Origin of the sequence: Chryseobacterium sp. Leaf201, assembly GCF_001421435.1 — a bacterium.
Classification (GTDB): Bacteria; Bacteroidota; Bacteroidia; order Flavobacteriales; family Weeksellaceae; genus Chryseobacterium.
On the sequence record NZ_LMKA01000035.1, the window covers coordinates 80,758 to 96,778 of the forward strand.

14 protein-coding genes are annotated in these 16,021 nt (G+C 40.8%); 9 read left to right on the forward strand and 5 right to left on the reverse strand.

Annotated elements, in window-relative coordinates:
* Window positions 1-21: 21 nt before the first annotated feature.
* The 5 genes from ASE55_RS03720 to glgB form a co-directional block, all read right to left on the reverse strand.
* The gene (locus ASE55_RS03720) at window positions 22-1,062 is read right to left on the reverse strand and encodes an SRPBCC domain-containing protein (RefSeq protein WP_056215735.1); all 1,041 of its coding nucleotides are present in this window, start codon (window positions 1,060-1,062) and stop codon (window positions 22-24) included.
* Between the two features lie 69 nt (window positions 1,063-1,131).
* Entirely contained in the window at window positions 1,132-2,400 is a 1,269-nt protein-coding gene (locus ASE55_RS03725; protein WP_056215736.1) for a glucose-1-phosphate adenylyltransferase, read from the reverse strand.
* Window positions 2,401-2,438: 38 nt separating this feature from the next.
* Window positions 2,439-2,864 (reverse strand): hypothetical protein, encoded by a 426-nt coding sequence (locus tag ASE55_RS03730; RefSeq protein ID WP_128414494.1) that lies wholly within the window; start codon window positions 2,862-2,864, stop codon window positions 2,439-2,441.
* An 8-nt stretch (window positions 2,865-2,872) separates the two neighbouring features.
* The gene (locus ASE55_RS03735; RefSeq protein ID WP_056215743.1) at window positions 2,873-4,279 is read right to left on the reverse strand and encodes a glycogen synthase; all 1,407 of its coding nucleotides are present in this window, start codon (window positions 4,277-4,279) and stop codon (window positions 2,873-2,875) included.
* Between the two features lie 9 nt (window positions 4,280-4,288).
* Window positions 4,289-6,235: a 1,4-alpha-glucan branching protein GlgB gene (gene glgB / locus ASE55_RS03740; protein WP_056215745.1), complete on the reverse strand. Its 1,947-nt coding sequence runs from the start codon at window positions 6,233-6,235 to the stop codon at window positions 4,289-4,291.
* A 212-nt stretch (window positions 6,236-6,447) separates the two neighbouring features.
* Between glgB and ASE55_RS03745 the strand changes: the two genes are divergently transcribed.
* The 9 genes from ASE55_RS03745 (at window position 6,448) to ASE55_RS03785 (ending at window position 15,937) form a co-directional block, all read left to right on the forward strand.
* Entirely contained in the window at window positions 6,448-7,569 is a 1,122-nt protein-coding gene (locus ASE55_RS03745) for an alpha/beta hydrolase-fold protein (protein WP_056215749.1), read from the forward strand.
* A 5-nt stretch (window positions 7,570-7,574) separates the two neighbouring features.
* The gene (locus ASE55_RS03750) at window positions 7,575-8,990 is read left to right on the forward strand and encodes a leucyl aminopeptidase family protein (RefSeq protein ID WP_056215750.1); all 1,416 of its coding nucleotides are present in this window, start codon (window positions 7,575-7,577) and stop codon (window positions 8,988-8,990) included.
* A gap of 141 nt (window positions 8,991-9,131) precedes the next feature.
* A complete protein-coding gene (locus ASE55_RS03755) occupies window positions 9,132-10,343 on the forward strand; it encodes an acetyl-CoA carboxylase biotin carboxylase subunit family protein (protein WP_056215752.1) in 1,212 nt (403 codons plus the stop codon).
* A 176-nt stretch (window positions 10,344-10,519) separates the two neighbouring features.
* Window positions 10,520-11,233 carry an alpha/beta hydrolase-fold protein gene (locus tag ASE55_RS03760; RefSeq protein ID WP_056215756.1) on the forward strand — a complete coding sequence of 238 codons (714 nt, stop codon included), beginning with the start codon at window positions 10,520-10,522 and terminating at the stop codon, window positions 11,231-11,233.
* 43 nt (window positions 11,234-11,276) lie between these two features.
* On the forward strand, window positions 11,277-12,230 hold the full coding sequence (locus tag ASE55_RS03765) for a RimK family alpha-L-glutamate ligase (protein WP_056215759.1): 954 nt from the start codon (window positions 11,277-11,279) through the stop codon (window positions 12,228-12,230).
* A gap of 24 nt (window positions 12,231-12,254) precedes the next feature.
* On the forward strand, window positions 12,255-13,373 hold the full coding sequence (locus ASE55_RS03770; RefSeq protein ID WP_056215762.1) for a carboxylate-amine ligase: 1,119 nt from the start codon (window positions 12,255-12,257) through the stop codon (window positions 13,371-13,373).
* Between the two features lie 36 nt (window positions 13,374-13,409).
* Window positions 13,410-14,243 (forward strand): type 1 glutamine amidotransferase, encoded by an 834-nt coding sequence (locus tag ASE55_RS03775; RefSeq protein ID WP_056215765.1) that lies wholly within the window; start codon window positions 13,410-13,412, stop codon window positions 14,241-14,243.
* Between the two features lie 32 nt (window positions 14,244-14,275).
* The gene (locus ASE55_RS03780; RefSeq protein ID WP_056215768.1) at window positions 14,276-15,460 is read left to right on the forward strand and encodes a hypothetical protein; all 1,185 of its coding nucleotides are present in this window, start codon (window positions 14,276-14,278) and stop codon (window positions 15,458-15,460) included.
* Window positions 15,461-15,478: 18 nt separating this feature from the next.
* Window positions 15,479-15,937, forward strand: a complete 459-nt coding sequence (locus tag ASE55_RS03785) for a hypothetical protein (RefSeq protein WP_056215771.1) — start codon at window positions 15,479-15,481, stop codon at window positions 15,935-15,937.
* Window positions 15,938-16,021 lie beyond the last annotated feature (84 nt).

Below are 16,021 nucleotides of genomic sequence, written 5' to 3' on the forward strand. Positions count from 1 at the left end.
TCCGGGGGATTTCCGGGGGATTTACTTAAATACTGATAATGAGAGTTTCATATTGACCTCCTGATCTTCCGCCGGGCGTTCAAGGAAAGTCTGACGGATGTCATTAAACCGCATTTCGTCCTTTTTGGCTTTCTGGATCAGCTGCTGCAGGGCTTTTACCCTTGCCTCATAATTACCTTTGTAATACATGACATAATTCTGAGTGGGATTCTGTGTCCTGAAACTGAAGTTATTGTCTGTGATCCCAAACTTTTTGGATAAGGGGATCCCGAGGAAATAGGATACTTCCTTGTCTTTGTAATTATCTGCATCCGTAATCAGGACCGGAAAACCGAACTCATCATCTTTTTTACCCAGATCCATCGTGGTGTACGTATAAATTTTATTATAATTCATTACGATATTCCTGTACAGCGCATCTTTTTTATTGGAGGTGCTGACATTGATCCCAAGGAGCAGTTTTTCCTCTTCATTTTCAACCATAATGCTGTCGTATTTTATTGCGGCCATCTGGTTGTCTTTTTCCACTTTATTACCTAAGGAATTTTTAAGGTTGACCATGCTTTTATCAATATTTTCGGAAAACCGGTCTTCCGTCCAGAAGTTCCCGACCCGTTTTAACACTGATAATTTGGGTGTATGGACAATCCAAGTGATTTTGGTTTTCTGTGCTGAAAGCGCTTTAAATTTTACATCCACCAGAGTAGGGCTTTCGTTGCGGTTTTCGAAAAGCTGATATCTCAGCGTTTTATTCGGATTTTCGTAACGGATAAACATTTCTCCGTTGGTTTCGTTTTTCGGATCTGTATAGCTGATGGAACTCCCCTGTCCCTCATAAGGCGTATAGTAATCAATATCAATAGTCGGGGAACCGGTAAAGAAATTATTCCAGCGGGTAAAGTGCTGCAGGTTATTGAACTGGCTGAAAACCTTTTCAACGGGGTAATCAATTTCCTTCTCTATCCTGAAATCTTTGCTTTCATCCACAAAATAATACATCGAAGCCGCATAAGCCCCGATCATCAACACTATCAGTACCGCTATGATCTTAAAAAAACGCATCGTACAAATGTAGCATAAATAACAAAAGTGACCAATATATTGATCACTTCTGCTGTATGTTTGTTTAAATTATCCGATATGGGTGCCGTGGGTAAGAATTGCCCCTTTTTTCACTACGATAATACCGTCCTGTACAGAATGGGTGCCGTAGTCGCCATCTTTAAGGTGTTTACCGCCGATGATTCTTACATTGTCGCCGATATAGCAGTTTTTATCTAAAATCGCTTTTTCGATATAACAGTATTTCCCGATTCCCATATTGGGACGGCCTTCCCTGTCATTGTTTATAATTTCCATGGTATCCTGATAGAAATCCGCACCCATCACGTAAGAATTAACAATGGTACTTCCTTTGTCTACCCTGGTCCTGTTTCCGATTACTGAATTTTCAATTTTATCGGCCATGATGATACATCCGTCTCCGAAAACCGCCTTGCTCACGTAAGATCCGTTTATTTTGGAAGGAGGAAGCATTCTGGCTCTTGTATAAATCGGCGAAGAGGAAAATAAGTTAAACTGCGGGAAATCCTGACACAGGTCCAGATTGGCCTCGTAAAAAGATTCGATAGTTCCGATGTCCGTCCAATAGCCTTCGTACTGGTAACTCAGCGTTGTATATTTCCCGATTGAATTGGGAATAATATCTTTTCCGAAATCGTCTCCCGCTCCGTCCTCAAACATTTTTTTAAGAATCGTTTTTGTGAAGATATAAATCCCCATCGAAGCAAGATATTCTTTTCCCGCGTGTTTATTTTCTTCAGATACTTCAGATTGCAGGCCATCCAGCATATCATAACCCGGTTTTTCAACAAAAGAGGTAATGTTCCCTTCATCATCGGAACTTAAGATTCCGAAACCTGTCGCATCTTTGGCATTTACCGGAATGGTAGCAATGGTTACATCACCGCCTTTTTCAATATGGAAATCTAGCATTTCTTTGAAATCCATCTGATACAGCTGGTCACCGGAAAGAATTAAGATATACTCATAATCATATTTTTCCAGATGTTTCATCGATTGTCTTACGGCATCGGCTGTTCCCTGGTACCAGCTTTCGTTTTCAACGTTCTGCTCTGCTGCCAGAATATCCACAAACCCTTTGCTGAAAATATCAAAATGATAGGAGTTCTTGATGTGTGAATTTAATGAAGCTGAATTAAACTGCGTCAGAACAAGGATTTTATTCATCCCCGAATTCAGGCAGTTGGAAATAGGAATATCTACTAAACGGTATTTACCTGCAATAGGCACAGCCGGTTTTGATCTCGTATACGTTAAAGGAAAAAGCCTTGTTCCTCTGCCACCCCCTAAAACAATGGATATAACATTGCGGTTCATAAATTATGTTGCGTTTTTATCTTGGAGTTAATATTAATTTATTTTAATGTATCAGTTTTTATTTTTTCCGTCTCTTTACCGGAAGACTCCAGCCTGTCTATTATTTCCTGCGTTTTCTGCTTTTCATTGTACAGATTATCTAACCTGGCTTTCCGGCTGTTCATCTTTTTTAAATGATCTTCCTTTTGATCAGTCCCTGCCTCATCTGCTGCAATTTCTGTCTCTATCTTCTTTATCCGTCCTTCGATCCTCGACAATTGATTGTAACTCATCTTTAACCGCGTTTCAGAATTAGATGGATAATTCCTGTAACTTAATTCAATAAAGCGGTTAAGCCTCTGCTGTTCGTTCATTGTTGCCTGCCGGTTATGAAATGCAGTCATCGGCATGTTGTTTTGGGCCCTGATCACAATGGGAACGGCAAACATTAAACCAAACACCCATATACAGGATATATTTTTCATTATTTTATTTAACTGTTGTATAAAGCCATATATTTCTCTGCTGACTTTTCCCAGGCAAAATCAAAACTCATATTGGCCTGAATAAGATTTCCCATCATCCCTTTCTGGTTGTATAGCATTAATGCCCTGCTCATTGCATGGACAATATCATCTACTCCAGGATATGTAAAGTTGATGCCTGCGCCACCTGTTGAAATGTCTTTTACCGTATCTCTCAGGCCTCCTGTATAGGAAACAATAGGGACAGTTCCGTATTTCATGGAATACATCTGGTTCAGTCCGCACGGCTCAACCCGTGACGGCATAAGCAGGAAATCTGCCGAAGCATAGATCTGATGGGAAAGGTGCTCTTTATAGCCTAAATCCAAAGCAAAATTGGTATAAGTATAGTCGTATTCTTTCAGCTTATTTTCAATATAGGAATTTCCGGAACCCAGGATCATGATATTCAGTCCCCCGAAACTTTGTTTGATGCTTCTTGAAACAATGTCAGGCAGTAAATCGGCTCCTTTTTCCGTAGCAAACCTGCCGATAAAAGCAAACAGGGGAAGTTCAGGCCTAAGGCCGTATGCTTTACAGAGACTGTTCTTGTTTTTCTTTTTCTGTACCACTGCATTTTCAGGACTAAAATTAAAATCCAGCATCGGATCGGTTTCAGGGTTCCATACCTCGGCATCAATCCCGTTGATGATTCCATATGCTTTTCCTGATTCGTAACGCACTAGGCTTTCCAGCCCTCTGAAGCTTACAAAAAGTTCCTCAAGATATCCCTGGGAAACCGTTGTAAAACTGTGGGCACATTTGATCATGCTTGCTAGAGGATTAATCAGCCCGTTCCAGTCCAGCAATCCCCAACGGTAGCGGTCAAATCCTGGCATGTAATTCGCCATTTCCCAGCTCATCATTCCCTGATATTCGCCATTGTGAATGGTTCCGATGGTTTTAACGCCTTTCAGAAAAGAAAATTCAGGGCAGTGTTCCACCATAAAGGGCACCAATCCGGTATGGTAATCATGACAGTGCAAAACATCGGGGCGGATCTGCATCGCACTCAGCCAGTGCAGGACACCGTGTTGAAAAGCTATGAACTGGAAATTTTCATCCTGGTATCCGTACGGATTATCCCTGTCCAGCAATCCCGGAATCCTTACCAGATACAGCTCAAATCCCAGGGTATCGGATTTTTCCTTCAATACCTGAACCTGAAGCATATTGGATCCCTGATGGATAAACCCGTCAAAAACGATGTCAAATTCATGTTCTGCGACAAAAGGCTTGTTGTACCATGGCATCACCACCTTGGCATCAATCCCGTTAATTTTATTCTGATATTTAGGCAAAGCCCCTACTACATCGGCCAGTCCCCCCACTTTTGCAACCGGATAACATTCCGTGCTTAGATGATATATGATCATTGTTCTGCTTTATCTTTTGCGTTGATTAATTCTGCTTTGTCTGTATTTTTTGTCTTTTTTCTTTAAAATCATTCCTGAAAGCGGAGACAGCTTTATGCTGATTGACTTCGGATGCCCTTTATATACTTCCTCCTGCTCATCAAAAATATCCGGTTTTACGCCGCTTCCTGCATACTTTTCATCATCGGAATTAAAAACCACTTCCCAACGGCTTTCGGCCTGTACTCCTATTTTATAATCTAAAACCCTGGGCGTTAAATTAAGAATAACCATAAAAACATCATCTTTCTTTTTCCCTTTTCTTAAATAGATATACACTGAATTTTCCTGATCATCAGCTTCCACCCATTCAAAACCGCTGCTATCAAACTGGGTTTCATAAAAAGCAGTTTCGCTTCTGTAGAGGTGATTCAGGCCTTTAACCAAAGCCTGCAGGCCTTTATGAACAGGATATTGGAGCAGATTCCAGTCCAGACTGCGGGTAAAATTCCATTCACCGGTCTGCCCGAATTCGTCTCCCATAAATAAAAGCTTGGCACCGGGATGCGTAAACATGTAAACATACAGGGCCCGGAGATTGGCAAATTTCTGCCATTCATCGCCCGGCATTTTATAGATCAGGCTTGCTTTTCCGTGCACCACTTCATCGTGCGACAGAGGCATCATATAATTTTCATTATACATGTACATCGAAGCAAAGGTGAGCTTATGATGATAAAACTTCCTTTCTATTGGATCTTTTTTAAAATAATCCAGGGTGTCATGCATCCAGCCCATCATCCATTTCATTCCGAAACCTACGCCCCCGTCATGAACAGGTTTTGTCAGCATCGGGAAATCTGAGCTTTCTTCTGCAATGGTGATGATGTGGTCTCCGAACTCTTTATAAACGGCTGTATTGAAATCCTGTAAAAAAGCTTTGGCTTCAAGATTTACATTATTTCCGTGTATGTTGGGTTCCCATTCGCCTTCCTTTCTGGAATAATCAAGGTGAAGCATTGAAGTTACCGCATCTACCCGCAAGCCGTCTGCATGGTATCTCTCGAGCCAGAACATCGCATTGGAAATAAGAAAAGATTTCACTTCATTTCTTCCGTAGTTGAAAATATAGGATTTCCAGTCGGGATGGAAGCCTTTTCTGGGATCTTCATGCTCGTACAGGTAAGAACCGTCAAAACGGTGCAGCCCATTGGCATCACCCGGGAAATGGGACGGCACCCAATCCAAAATAACCCCGATTTCATTCCGGTGGAGCTCGTTAATTAAAAACATCAGGTCCTGTGGGGACCCGAAGCGCGACGTAGCTGCAAAGAAGCCGGTGATCTGATAGCCCCAGCTCGGGTCATACGGATATTCCATGACCGGCATAAACTCTACATGGGAAAACCCCATTTCTTTCACATACGGAACTAATTCTTCTGCTATCTGGCGGTAGTTCAGGAAACGTTCAGGATTGTCCTGATTTCTCATCCATGAGCCAAGGTGGATTTCATAGACGGAAACAGGAGCTTTCAGGCTGTTGTTCTTCCAGCGGTTCTCCATCCATTCCTTATCATCCCATTCATACCAGGTGGTAGAGACCAGTGAGGCGGCCTGAAGGTTCTGCTCCCAGCTTAATGCATACGGGTCGCTTTTCTCCAGAACTTCCCCCAAGGCTGTTTCAACAGCATATTTGTACAGCGTTCCCCAGGTTAAGCCTGCAATAAACCCTTCCCAGATGCCTGATTTATCCCATCTCGGAAACAGAATATGCTCCTGATGGTCCCAGCGGTTAAAATTACCAATTACCGAAACTTTCTTCGCATTGGGAGCCCAGACGGAAAAATAAACGCCTTTTACCCCGTCTCTCTCAACGGAATGGGCACCGAATTTTTCGTAGAGCTTATAATGACTCCCTTTCTTAAAAAGGTAAATATCATGATCCGTAAAAAGTGTATATGTTTTAACCGAATTCATTACGGCTTGATTTAATTTTTATATTTTCTGAAAGTACTAAAACAAACTGCAGCACGTGTTAATTATTAATGAAGTTATTATTATGTTAATCACATACCATGATTTGTATCTATCAAATATATTAATTTTTAATCACCTTTTAAGGCTTTAATGGTGATGAGATTTAAAAGATTTTTTTATAAATTTAGCACTCAGAATTTTAAACACGCATGATGAGGTTTGAACTTTATACGGAAGCGAATGATGAGAGAGCGATCTTTATTACAGGAAATTTCAACAACTGGAACCCTAAAGATTACCGCTTTCAACTTAAACAGTCGGACGCCCGGAATTATTATATTGAAATTGACCCGCAGGTTCTACCGGATCATATCGAATACAAATTTGCAAAAGGCGGCTGGGAAAGTGTAGAACTGGATTCGCACGGGAATATCACCCCCAACAGAAAAGCCTCAAAATATACAGGGAAAACGGTTGATAAGGTAGAAAACTGGAGATTTAACTGGGGACCTTTCAAAAAGGAATTTTTCCCGATTGCAGAAATTATCTCGGAAGAATTTTATATTCCGCAGCTGGAGCGTTCACGGAAAGTCTGGGCACTCCTACCCTATGACTATTATATTTCAGACAGAAGCTATCCTGTGCTGTATCTTCAGGATGCCCAGAATCTCTTTAATGAGGGCAGCGGCTACGGCAACTGGGAAATTGATAAAAAACTTTCCATTCTGGCAGAATACGGCCGCGGGGATATTATCATTATTGCCATAGAACACGGAAGCGAGGAAAGGGTTAAAGAGTACATCTTCGATAATGACCATGTGGCCAACGGTTCGGAAGGAAAAAAATACATCCGTTTTATTACCGATACCTTAAAACCTTTTGTAGACCAGAATTACCGCACCAAAAGAGACCGTGAAAATACGGGAATCGGGGGAAGCTCCCTGGGCGCCCTGATCAGTATCTACAGCGGTTTCCTGTATCCTGAAGTGTATTCCAAATTATTGATTTTTTCACCTTCTCTCTGGGTTGAACCGAACAATAACTTCCCGATGATGAATTTCAGGACTCCTTTCAGTACTAAAATTTACCTGTACGGCGGCGAACAGGAAGGATCCAAAATGGTAAAAAGGATCCAGGTTTTTGAGCAGTACCTCAAACGGTGGGAAAAGAAAAACCTTTTTGATTTTGAATTCAGGACGAGCATCAATCCTGAAGGTACCCACAGTGAATTTTACTGGTCGCAGGAATTCCCAAGGGCCATCGAATGGCTTTTTTACAACAATACAGAAAATCCGGTGGAAGTAAAGCCCCATCAGCAAAGCATTAAAAATTAACAGGTATGAGACTCATCAATAAAAAGAATAAATCCTACACCCAGATTTTCCATGTATTTACCGAAGAGGAATGGATAAAGACCGGAAAAAATTTCAATAAAAATATTTCCACATTCTTCACCGGCAAAAAAAATGAAGTTTTCATCCATACCCATGAAGAAGGAATTGCCTATTTCATCGGGCTCGGGAAATCCACGCTGCAGAATTTCGAGATCCAACAGGTGGCCGTTAAGTTTTCGCAGGCCCATAAAAAAAACCTGCAGGCGGTCCCCACCCTTGTGGTGGCAGATTTCATGAACGAACGACAGTTTGAAGAACTCGTAAAAGGCCTGCTGAACGGAACCTACCATTATCCGTTTGAAAAAGACCATGTCTTCTGGAATGCAAAATTTGAGCTTCATTTTGAAAATTTAAGCCAGAAAAAATTAGACCATATCAGCCGGAAAACTGAAGCTTTAAGCAATGGGCAGACGGCCTGTCAGGAATGGTTAAACAAACCTGCCAATTTCAAGAAACCTGATATCCTGAGTGCATATCTTAAAAATTTCGCAAAAAAGCATGACCTGAAATATACAGTCTTTAACAGGAGAAAATGTGAGGAACTTGGCCTGGGTGCTTATCTTGCCGTTAACCAGGGCAGTGCCTATGATGCTGCTTTCACCATTATGGAATACAGGACAACAGTTAAAAATGCCATAACTTTCGGCCTTGTCGGGAAATGTGTCCTGTTTGATACGGGCGGAGTTTCTTTGAAAAACCCGGATAACATGCATTACATGAAATCAGATATGGGCGGGGCAACAGCCGTTTTGGGAACACTGATTTATGCCGCAGAAATGCAGCTCCCGGTAAATATCATTGCTGTTCTTCCTATAACGGACAATGCCGTTTCTGAAAAAGCCTTCCTTCCGAGTGACGTCATTACGGCCTATAACGGTAAAACGATTGAGGTTTTAAATACCGATGCCGAAGGCAGGATGGTTTTAGCAGACGCACTCTCCTATCTGGTTAAAAATTATAAGACAGATTTCCTGATTGATCTTGCCACGCTGACCGGAAGTTCAGTAAGAATGTTCGGTGATACCTGCGGAGCATTGTTTTCCAACAGTGACGAGCTGAAAGACCTCCTGATTAAAACCGGCGACAAAACCAACCAGAGGCTGTGGAGCCTGCCGCTCTGGGATATCTGGAAAGACGATATCCAGTCTGATGTGGCCGATCTTAAAAATATTTCTATGAAGCCCATCGGGGACTGTATTGTAGCGGCAAAATTCCTTGAGCAGTTTACAGAAGGCCATCCGAAATGGGCACATCTTGATATTGCAGGTGTTGCATTCGGGAATGTAGGATATGCAAAAGAGAAAGCAGCAACCGGATTCGGGGTGCAGTTACTGGCAGATTTAATCGAAAATTATCACTAAAAATTAGTTTATTAAAAAAAATCTCTGTATACTTGATAGAGCAATTTTCAAATACCTATTATAATTTGCATTTCAATAGCAGGTGTTTAACCAGAAAACACTTTTATTTTTGAAAATTCACCAAAAGCTAATAAACATTATATGGAGAAAAAAACGATAGTATGTATTTCGTGCTATTACAAGGGTTATGACTTCATGGATGAAATAAAGGAACTCGGTAATACAGTCATCTTAATAACGTCAGAAAATCTTAAAGATAAAAACTGGCCATGGCATGCTATTGATGAAGTCTTCTACATGCCCGAAATAAAACCGTCCGTCTGGAACCTGGATCATCTTGTGCAGGGTTTTTCCCACCTGATGCAGACCAGAAAAGTAGATGCGGTAATTGCACTTGATGATTACGATGTAGAAAAAGCAGCCCTGATCAGGGAAACTTTCCGGATCCCCGGGATGGGACAGACCACACACCGCTATTTCAGGGATAAACTGGCCATGAGGCAGAAAGCAAAGGATTCGGGAATTAATGTCCCTGAATTTACAGCAGTTTTCAATAATGATGAGGTGAATGCTTTCGCTGATACAGTTCGTGCTCCATGGGTCCTGAAACCACGGTCTGAAGCATCTGCTTCAGGAATAAAAAAACTCAACTCCAAAGAAGACCTTTGGGATGCCCTTAACCATCTGGGAGAAGAAAGGCATTTATTTTTGCTGGAAAGCTTTAAGCCCGGTGACGTGTACCATGTAGACAGCCTTACTTTTAATAAAGAAATTGTTTTTACATCAGCTTCAAAATATCTCGCACCGCCAATGGAAGTTTCCCATGACGGCGGGGTATTCAGGACAAAAACTCTGGGGAAAGCATCCGCCGAATATAAAGCACTTAAAGAAGCCAATGCCAAAGTACTTTCCAGTTTCGGACTGATGAACGGTGCCACACATACAGAGTTTATCCGCAGTAAAGAAGATGGCACCTATTATTTCCTGGAGACGTCTTCAAGAGTCGGAGGTGCGCATATACCTGATCTGGTGGAAGCTTCAAGCAACATTAATATCTGGAGAGAATGGGCAAAAATAGAAGATGCTTTGTTATGGGGGAAAAAATACAAAATCCCAAAAGCCACAGCCTATTATTCAGGACTGATCATCGCTTTGATTAAAGATAAAGATGCAGATTATAACCAGTTTGAATGTAAAGAAGCTATAAAATTCCTACCGATTGAACATCACGCAGGAATCGTCTACAAATCAAAAAGCGCCCAGATTATTCAGGAGCGTCTGGATAAAGCTGCGGAAAAGATCCATGCGGAAATGCTCAGCATCCTTCCTCCGAAAAGCAAACCCAGTTCATAGCTTCAATGAATAGAGACATTCATATTAAAGAAATTATTGATTTGACAGCATTTAGTTATCTGAGGAATTTTTTTCAAAATTAAAGCCAGTCAAATTATCCTTCATAAATGAATTGTCAAGGAATTAAATTCGTTAAGTTTATATAATTTCAAAAGTATCATTCAAAATTAAAAAAAATGCCGCAGATAGAACATACGGATTATTATTCAAATATTTTAGGAATCAGCCTTAAAGTTGAGGTAACAGGACATTACGGCCATCCGGTCATTATGTTCCCCACTTCTCAGGGACAATATACGCAGAACCATGATTTCCATTTAAACGGAAGCATCAACTGGTTTGTAGAACAGGGAAAGGTAAAGCTTTATAACATCCAGACCATTGACAGCCGGAGTTTTTACGACGAAAGTATTTCTCCGCAACAGAGAATAAGGAATTATGAAAAATATGTACAGTTTCTTATTAAGGAATTTGTACCTTATATCCAGAAACTTCACCAAACACACCGCGTGGCCGTGGCAGGTGCCAGTTTCGGAGGATATCATGCCGCCAATTTTGCCTTCAGGTTTCCGGATGTCGTTTCACATTTATTCTGTCTTTCCGGAGCCTTCAGCATTCGGAATTTCATGGACGGGTATTCTGATGACCTGGTTTACTTCAACTGCCCGAAAGAATTTGTAAAAAATGATGAAGCCTGGAAATACAGGCATATGCATATTGTGTTAAGCACCTCGGATCAGGACATCTGTAAAGATAAGAATATTGAAATGGCAGAAATCTTAAGGGCAAAAGGAATTGATTTCTGGTATGACGAGAGAAAATGGATTAACCATGACTGGCCATTGTGGCGCATGGTTTTCCCCACTTTCATCGGAACATTCTTTTCATAAACAAAATTATAATCAAACATAAAATATTAAAAAACATTCAGTTATGGCAAAAAAGGTTGGAATTCTATTCGGTATGGAAGATACATTTCCCTGGGCTTTTATCGATAAAGTAAATGAACTGGGCGGCGGAGAGATCATTGCCGAACCGGTAACTATTGATAAACTGGAACAGGGAGAAGATTACGGTTATGCAGTCATTATCGACAGGATTTCTCAGGATGTCCCTTTTTACAGGGCCTATCTTAAAAATGCAGCATTGAACGGAACATATGTTATTAACAATCCGTTCTGGTGGAGTGCAGATGAAAAATTTTTTAACAATGCTTTAATGTCCAAACTCGGAATCCCGCTACCGAAAACGGTATTGCTGCCTTCACATGAAAGACCGACCAATACTTCGGAAACCTCTTTCAGAAACCTGAAATTCCCTCACGATTGGGACTATATTTTCAATTATGTCGGGTTCCCGGCTTATATGAAGCCCCACGACGGCGGCGGCTGGAGAAATGTCTACCGTGTGGAAAGCCCGGAAGATTTATGGAATAAATTAGGTGAAACGGAACAGCTGGTTATGATGGTGCAGGAAGAAATCATTTTTGAAGATTATTACCGGGTGTACTGTTTAGGTAAAAAGTATGTCCACATCATGCCTTACGAACCGAGAAATGAGCCTCATTTACGATACGAAACCACGCATAAAACGAAGGGTAAAAAACGGGAAAAACTGTTGAAAACCATTCATGATTACACCATTAAAATGAATGAAGCGCTTGGATACGACTTCAATACCGTTGAATTTGCGGTAAAAGACGGAATCCCGTATGCCATCGACTTCTGTAACCCGGCTCCGGATGCAGACAGAAATGCTGTAGGAGAAGAGAATTTCGCGTGGATTGTAGAACATGCTGCAAAACTGGCTGTTGAAAAAGCGAAAGAATATGTTCCCGGAAAACCGAATATTTCATGGGGAACTTTTGTGAAGGATTCTGTACAATAAGAACATACAATAAAAGCACAAACCATGCATCAGTTTACGATCGGAATCGAAGAAGAATATCAAATTATTGATGTTGAAAGCAGGGATCTGGTGTCTCATGTTTCGAAAATCATTGAAGGCGGAAAAGCCGTTTTAAGTGAAAACCTGAAACATGAGATGCATGAATCCATGATTGAAATGGAAACGGGCATCTGCCAGAATATCCAGGAAGCCAAGGCGGAACTGACCAACCTGAGAAGGCACCTGATCAGGACCGCCCACGAACAGGGCCTCCGGGTTTCCGGCGGCGGGACGCATCCTTTTTCAAACTGGGAGCATAATACAATTACCAATGGTGAACGCTACAACAAAATTGTAGACGACATGGGCGACGTGGCGCGCGGAAATCTTATTTTCGGGCTTCACGTGCATATCGGGATCCCGAACCGTGAAGAAGGGGTAAGAATTCAGAACGTCATGCGTTATTTTCTTCCCCATGTATATGCGTTATCCACAAATTCACCTTTCTGGATCGGAAGAAATACAGGCTTTAAATCCTACCGGCAGGAAATTTTTGTAAAGTTCCCGAGAACGGGGATCCCTAGCTTTTTTAACTCTCTGGCTGAATTTGACAGTTATGTGGATCTTCTGGTAAAAACAGGAACCATTGACAATGCCAAGAAAATCTGGTGGGATTTAAGGGTCCACCCGTTCTACCCTACCATTGAGTTCAGAATCTGTGACATGCCGCTGAGGATTGATGAAACCGTCTGTATGGCTGCCATTATGCAGAGCCTCGTGGCTAAGATCTACAAGCTTCACCAACAGAATTTAAGTTTCAGGAGCTACCGCAGGTTACTGCTGAATGAAAATAAATGGAGGGCTTCCAAAAGCGGAATTGAAGCCCATCTTATTGATTTTGGTAAAGAAGAATCTGTTCCTTATCCGGATCTGTTAAAAGAATTGCTTGAGTTTATTGATGATGTAGTCGATGACTTGGGATGCAGGGAAGAAGTGGAATATGCATGGAAAATCCTGGAACACGGTACCGGTGCAGACCGCCAGCTGCGGGTTTTAAAAGAAACAGGAGAACTGACAAAGGTTGTGGATTATATGATCTCAGAAACAGAGTACGGCATAACACATAATGAAAATGCATGGTAACATTTTGATTAACTTTGTAAAAATATAAAGTTTGATATGAAGGATATTCGAATGGCTTTGCTGGATATGAACAACAACCGTGTCAATCAGGGCTTTAAAAATATAACAGAGATTTCGGAAGCATTTAAGGAAAGCTGCAGTGAAAATGTAACAATCGATACATTTGATGTCCGCTTTAAAAATGAGATCCCTGATATTCATGATTTTGATATATTCATATCTTCAGGAGGCCCGGGCGATCCTCATAAGGAAGGCCTGGAATGGGAGGACAAATTTTCAGATTTTCTGGATCAGATTTTTAAGCACAATGCCTCTCATACGTCCAAAAAATATCTCTTCCTGATCTGCCACTCTTTTCAGGTAGCCAGCATCCACTGGAAACTGGGGAATATCTGCAAAAGAAAGTCGTATTCATTCGGAGTAATGCCGATTCATAAAACGGAAGACGGCGAACGGGAATTTTTATTTCAAAATCTTCCGGAACCTTTCTATGCCGTAGATTCAAGAGCCTACCAGTTTATTAAACCTGATTTTGCGCGTCTTGAAGAACTCGGAATGAAAATTGTCGGCATTGAAAAATTCCGTCCGCATATTAATCTTGAAAGAGCGGTAATGGCCATCCGTTTTTCAGAAGAGATTTTCGGCACCCAGTTTCACCCTGAAGCCAATCCTGCGGGCATGATCGAAAACCTGAAAGACGAAAAAAACAGGCAGGCGATGATCGACAGCTTCGGTATGGAAAAATACCTTGAAACCATTGACCGGATCGATGATCCTGATAAAATCCTATTAACCCAGGCACAGATCATTCCGGGATTTTTACAGTTTGCCAAGGAAAATATCATGAAACAGTCTGAAGCGATGGTTTAGAGGCACTTTAAAATTAAATCACAAAGAAAACTATGATCCCGAAATACAGAAAGCAGTTCAATGAAGAATTTTCTCAGGAAAAATATGATCAGGTAAAAGCAATCCTGAAGCAGAAAAGCGGTCTGGAGCCGGCATTCAGAATTTCCGAAAGCCCGATGTTCCTGACCGGAGAATTTAAATCAAAATTACTGGATGCCAGCAACAGTATTATTGACCAGATCAAATCTTTACCCAAAGAAACTTTACAGAAAGCGGTTCCCGATAACTGCCGGGTGCCGAATGATACGGATCAGCCTCATTTTTTCACCATTGATTTCGGGATCTGCAAGAATGAAAACGGAAACATTGAACCGCAGTTAATTGAGCTGCAGGCCTTCCCTTCATTATATGCCTTTCAGGAAATCTTTGAAGATACATTCTGTGACGTCTACCCTTTTCTATCGGAAATCCGTAATGAAATGCCCCATGAACAGTTCAGGGACTATCTTAAGGAACTGATTGTGGGAAAAGAAAACCCTGAACATATCATTGTTTTAGAAATTTATCCTGAAAAGCAGAAAACCGTTATTGATTTTATCCTGACTGAAAAACTGTTGGGAATAAAAACCGTCTGCCTAACCAAGATAAAAAAGGAAGGCAAAAAACTGTTTTATGAAAATGACGGAAAATTAACGGAAATCAGAAGGATTTATAACCGCGTAATTTTTGATGAATTAGACCGGATACCTGATCTTAAAACCGAGTTTAATTTCCGTGAAGAAGTCGATGTAACCTGGATAACACATCCAAACTGGTTCTTTAAAATTTCTAAATTTTTACTACCGTTTTTAAAACATCAGTTTGTCCCGAAAAGTTATTTCCTGCATGAATTTCCTGACAGTGAAAGCCTTGAAAATTTTGTCCTGAAACCTTTATTCTCATTTGCGGGAAGCGGTGTCAATTTACATCCGACCAAAGAAATTACAGAGGCTATTGAGGATCAGGGAAATTATATTTTACAGAGAAAAGTAACGTACGAACCGGTTTTTGAAGATATTAACGGAGAATTTTCAAAAGCTGAGATCCGATTGTTGTATATTTGGCGGGAAAATGACGAACGGCCTATTTTGCTGCAAAATCTTGGGAGAATGACGAAAGCCGACATGGTAAATGTGGATTTCAATAAAAAAGATGCCATCTGGATCGGAAGTTCCAATGCATTTTTTGGAGAAGAATAATTATTAAACTAATATATCATGGAAGAAAGATCAACTTTTGAGGAGTTTGATGTAAAAAGTAATTTTGTAAGGAGGAGTGATCTGTTACCTGTATGGATAAAAATTTTCATATGGTTATTTTTACTCGGTGGTTTTGTGGGAATCACAATCGTAATGTGCGGATTATTTCTGTCAAATACAGCGCTGTCGATTTATGGGATCGAAGCAAATCATCCTTATACTTTAGCCGGATTCTTCATTATTCTTTTAATAATTTATAAAGGAGTTGTAGCTTATGGTCTTTGGTTTGAACAGCCTTGGGCACCGAAAGCTGCCATTATAGATGCAATTGCCGGTATTGCTATCTATGTCATTATGATGGTAATTATACCATTTACCGTTCCCAATATCAATTTTACGATCAGGTTAGAATTAATTCCGCTTTATTTTTATTTGATAAAAATGCAGGAGATAAAATCCACTTGGGAAAACATATAATATAAAAACCTCCGAAAATTCCGGAAGTTCTTATTTATTTGATGCAATTATACGATTAAAATTTCGGGGCGGCTTCGTAGAAGC